This is a genomic window from Microcystis sp. M079S1, from assembly GCF_020246425.1.
Lineage (GTDB): Bacteria > Cyanobacteriota > Cyanobacteriia > Cyanobacteriales > Microcystaceae > Microcystis > Microcystis aeruginosa.
In genome coordinates this window covers 1-3,938 of sequence record NZ_JADBSZ010000115.1, presented here as the reverse complement: position 1 = coordinate 3,938, position 3,938 = coordinate 1, and the positions used below count along the sequence as shown (strand labels likewise).

4 protein-coding genes are annotated in these 3,938 nt (G+C 45.3%); 3 read left to right on the top strand and 1 reads right to left on the bottom strand.

What is annotated here, in order from left to right; all coding sequences use genetic code 11:
* Positions 1-391: 391 nt before the first annotated feature.
* A complete protein-coding gene (gene purL / locus IM456_RS07695; RefSeq protein ID WP_287691910.1) occupies positions 392-2,662 on the bottom strand; it encodes a phosphoribosylformylglycinamidine synthase subunit PurL in 2,271 nt (756 codons plus the stop codon).
* A gap of 88 nt (positions 2,663-2,750) precedes the next feature.
* Between purL and IM456_RS07690 the strand changes: the two genes are divergently transcribed.
* The 3 genes from IM456_RS07690 to IM456_RS07680 form a co-directional block, all read left to right on the top strand.
* Positions 2,751-2,951: a type II toxin-antitoxin system HicB family antitoxin gene (locus tag IM456_RS07690; protein WP_002783495.1), complete on the top strand. Its 201-nt coding sequence runs from the start codon at positions 2,751-2,753 to the stop codon at positions 2,949-2,951.
* The gene (locus IM456_RS07685) at positions 2,948-3,154 is read left to right on the top strand and encodes a type II toxin-antitoxin system HicA family toxin (RefSeq protein WP_002783497.1); all 207 of its coding nucleotides are present in this window, start codon (positions 2,948-2,950) and stop codon (positions 3,152-3,154) included. Before IM456_RS07690 ends, IM456_RS07685 begins: the two co-directional genes overlap by 4 nt.
* Before the next feature lie 662 nt (positions 3,155-3,816).
* Positions 3,817-3,938: DUF2887 domain-containing protein (locus IM456_RS07680; protein ID WP_287691908.1), on the top strand; the 122-nt coding region annotated here is incomplete at its 3' end.

Sequence of the window (3,938 nt, the reverse complement as noted above, 5' to 3'; positions counted from 1 at the left end):
TTCCGAAAGTCCTTGACTTGTTTTAGTTTTTCTATTAAGCTCAACATATCTTTCAAAAGTTCGCGTTCACTTCTCATTTTACCTGACAGTGATCGCTTTTACTTTTGATATTCTGATGGGAGAATGAAACAGCCCTAGGGAGGGTGGGGGCTTGGGGCTACTTTTGAGACAAAATCTTAACTTATCTTAATCTCTTTTTAACACCTTATTTATGGGGATTTGAGGGATGGGGAACAGTTATCAGTTATCCGGGTTAAGTTTCCGACTCCTGACTAGAAAGAGGGTGTAGGGTGTGGGGTGTAGGGAAGGAAACCTCTTTCATCTCTGGTGGTGAAAATTTTTTCATCGGGACTGTCTCCTGTCTCCTGTCTCCTGTCTCCTGACTCCTTCCCTAAAGCCTTCTTTCGATCGCTTTTGACCAAACTTGCTGTATAGTTTCTAGACTAACATTGATCGCCGGTTGTTTATTCCGGTCAAAAATCCGAAGATTCTCGCTTTTTTCGCTAACTTTGCCGGTTATTTGCCAATAGTCTCCTAATTGTGTCTTTAGGTATTCTTCCCAATCTTGCCGATTTTCGGAGGAAACGGAGACGATAATGCAACTAGCTAATTCTCCGAATAACACCGCGTCAAAACGGCCTTGATTGTGCCAAGAAAGGTCAATTTCCGCCCCTAATTGGCCACTAATACAGCATTCTGCCAGAGCAGTGGCTAAACCTCCCTCGGCGCAATCGTGGGCAGATTTCACCCAACCGGCGCGGATTCCTCGACGACAGGCCGCTTGTACCTTTCTTTCTAATTCAAAATCAATTACCGGCGGTTTTCCCGTCACCAAACCGTGAATAACGGCTAAATATTCGGAAGCGCCGATAGTTGGCAAGGAGAAACCCAAAAGATAGATTAAATCCCCCGCTTTTTGCCAACCTTGCCCGCAAATTTGCCCGATATCCGGCACTAATCCCACCATCCCAATCACGGGAGTCGGATAAATAGACTGGGGGCTGCCAGCTGCATCAACGGTTTCGTTGTACAAAGAGACATTACCCCCAGTCACCGGTGTATTCATTTCCCGACAAGCTTCAGCAATACCCTGACAAGCAGTGGCTAATTGCCAATAACCGATTGAATTCTCTGGACTTCCGAAATTGAGATTATCCGTGACAGCAATGGGGTCGGCCCCAACACAGCTAAGGTTTCTGGCCGCTTCCGCCACGGCCAACTTAGCTCCGTTATAGGGATCAAGATAAACGTATCGCGGATTACAATCTGTAGTCGCCGCTACACCTCGCCGAGAATTGGCGGGATTAGCACCCAGAGGACGCACGCGAATCACGGCCGCATCGGCCCCCCCGGGGAGAATAACGGTGTTATTCTGGACTTGATGATCATATTGACGATAAACCCAGCGTTTTGAGGCAATCGAGGGACTATCCAGCAGTTTTAATAAAATCTCGTTATAGGATTCGGGAATAGGAATCGTGCTATCTTGCCATAATTGAGCTTTTTGGGCGTATTCCGGCGGTTCTGTTAGTAATTCCCGATGATAAATCGGAGTATTATCGGCCAGGGCCGTGGCAGGAATTTCGGCGGCAATTTCCCCTTTAAATAATATACGGACGATCGGTTCTGCAATTACCTGGCCAGCGACCACAGCCTGAAGTCCCCAACGCTGGAAAATCTCGATTAATTCGCCTTCTCGTCCCAATGCTGCCACAAATAACATTCTTTCTTGGGATTCCGATAGCAGATATTCGTAGGGAACCATCCCGCTTTCCCGGACGGGTATTTTATCGAGGTCTAATTCAATTCCCACCCCTCCCTTGGCCGCCATCTCGGAAGTAGAACAGGTGATCCCAGCGGCCCCCATATCCTGGGCCGCCACCACCGCGCCAGTCTTAAATGCCTCTAAACAAGCTTCTATCAGGGATTTTTCCAGAAAAGGGTCGCCCACTTGCACCGCAGGCCGGTCATCCATAGATTTATCGGTTAATTCGGCGCTGGCAAAACTCGCCCCTCCCATACCGTCGCGGCCGGTGGTAGAACCAACGTATAAAACCGGATTTCCCAGGCCTTTTGCCCCGGATTTGACGATTTCCTCGGTTTCCATTAACCCTAAAGCCATGGCATTAACGAGGGGATTGCCATTGTAGGCATTATCAAAGTAGATCTCACCGCCCACCGTGGGAACGCCGACACTATTGCCATAATGACTTATTCCTTCCACGACTCCGGCAAAAATGCGACGATTGCGGGCATCTTGCAAGTTACCAAAACGGAGGGAGTTGAGGATAGCAATGGGCCGGGCCCCCATGGTAAAAATATCCCGCAGGATGCCTCCGACTCCAGTAGCGGCACCTTGGAACGGTTCCACCGCAGAAGGATGATTATGGGACTCGATTTTAAAGGCTAATCGCAATCCATCGCCTAAATCCACTACTCCGGCATTTTCCCCCGGTCCGACGAGAATTTTTTCGCCAGTGGTGGGGAATTGTTTGAGCAGCGGCCGGGAGTTTTTATAACAACAGTGTTCCGACCACATCACGCCAAACATTCCTAATTCGGCTTTGTTGGGGTGTCTTCCCAGTCTTTTGACTATTTCTTCGTATTCTTCGGGTTTGATGCCTTCTGAGGCAATTTCTGCGGCAGTGAAGGGGGTAGTCATGGGACAATGCGATCGAGGGACAACATTCATTGTATAACGTCTGATGAGATCGAGTTATACTGCTTAGTAAAAGACAAAAAAGTTAAAGATGAATATTAAAGTTATTGTTTGGCAAGAAGATGATTTATGGTGTGCCACCGTTCCAGCTTTCCCCGGTTGTCATACTTGGGGAGAAAGTTATGAACATTTAATGGCAATGGTCAAAGAAGCGGTGGAAGGATGGTTAGAAGTGGCTAATGAACAGGAGTTGCCTAATCCAGAACAAAAATTAGTGGAAATTTCCTTATGAAATCAATTTCGGGGAAAAAACTCTGCAAAGTTCTTGAGAAACTTGGTTGGATATTGGTAAGAATTAAAGGCAGTCATTATATCTATACAAGACAGAATACGACCACTATTATCGTTGTTCCTATTCATGGCAATAGAGATTTACCGATAGGAACTCTCAAAGGTATTTTAAAAGATGCGGGCTTAAACGAAGATGATATTTAACCAGAGCTTGACTAACCTTTGAGCAAAAAATACTCCTCTATTTTCCACAGTCATTATCCTGAGAGTTAGTAGTTATAGCCGTGTTATCCTGATAATATTGGCTTTCAAAACTAAAATATGGATGCCCTGATTCAAGAACTGGAAATTAAACTGCGTCAATGGCAACCGGCAACTGTTGAACAGGTGGGACGTTATCTTGTCGAGATTAGACCTCTTGCATAAATCCGAAAACAAACGATAGAAACAATAATGGGAGGGACTTTCAGTTAATTATTTATTAGTAGTTGATAATCTTCAAAAATGTTGCTGTACAAGGATCGACTTAAGACTTTTGCAAGAGGTCTATTATCGAATTAGCAGACCAAGACGCGTTAGAACTTCTCCGTTCTAGATTGGTTGAGCAGGAGGTATTAGATATAATTGAGGAACCCGAAACCAGGTGAAATTTCGTTGAGGTAGCCTAAGATACTGGTTTCAATATAGACGGTTTCGCTCACGGCGATAGGAGAAAATCTATACAATGTCCATCATACCCTATTTAATCTTGGTTCCGATGGTGTTGGGTAACAGTCCTCATCCCAATTGCTCAAAAACAGGAGCTTACTGAAGAACACAATAAAAAACTTCTGCTAAACTAGAGGCCTCTTTTTGAGTTTAATTGCGTGAAAACTGACAGTATTTTCTATCAACTCTTACAAAGATTTCCCGCTTGTTTCTTTGATTTGTTGAACCTTCCCCCCGAAACCGCCAATTCTTATCAATTCTCCTCGGTGGAAGTTAAACA

Bases quoted from the DNA above. Each gene is read 5' to 3' on its own strand.
- purL (WP_287691910.1), bottom strand. From the start codon at position 2,662: ATGACTACCCCCTTCACTGCCGCAGAAATTGCCTCAGAAGGCATCAAA.
- IM456_RS07690 (WP_002783495.1), top strand. From the start codon at position 2,751: ATGAATATTAAAGTTATTGTTTGGCAAGAAGATGATTTATGGTGTGCC.
- IM456_RS07685 (WP_002783497.1), top strand. From the start codon at position 2,948: ATGAAATCAATTTCGGGGAAAAAACTCTGCAAAGTTCTTGAGAAACTT.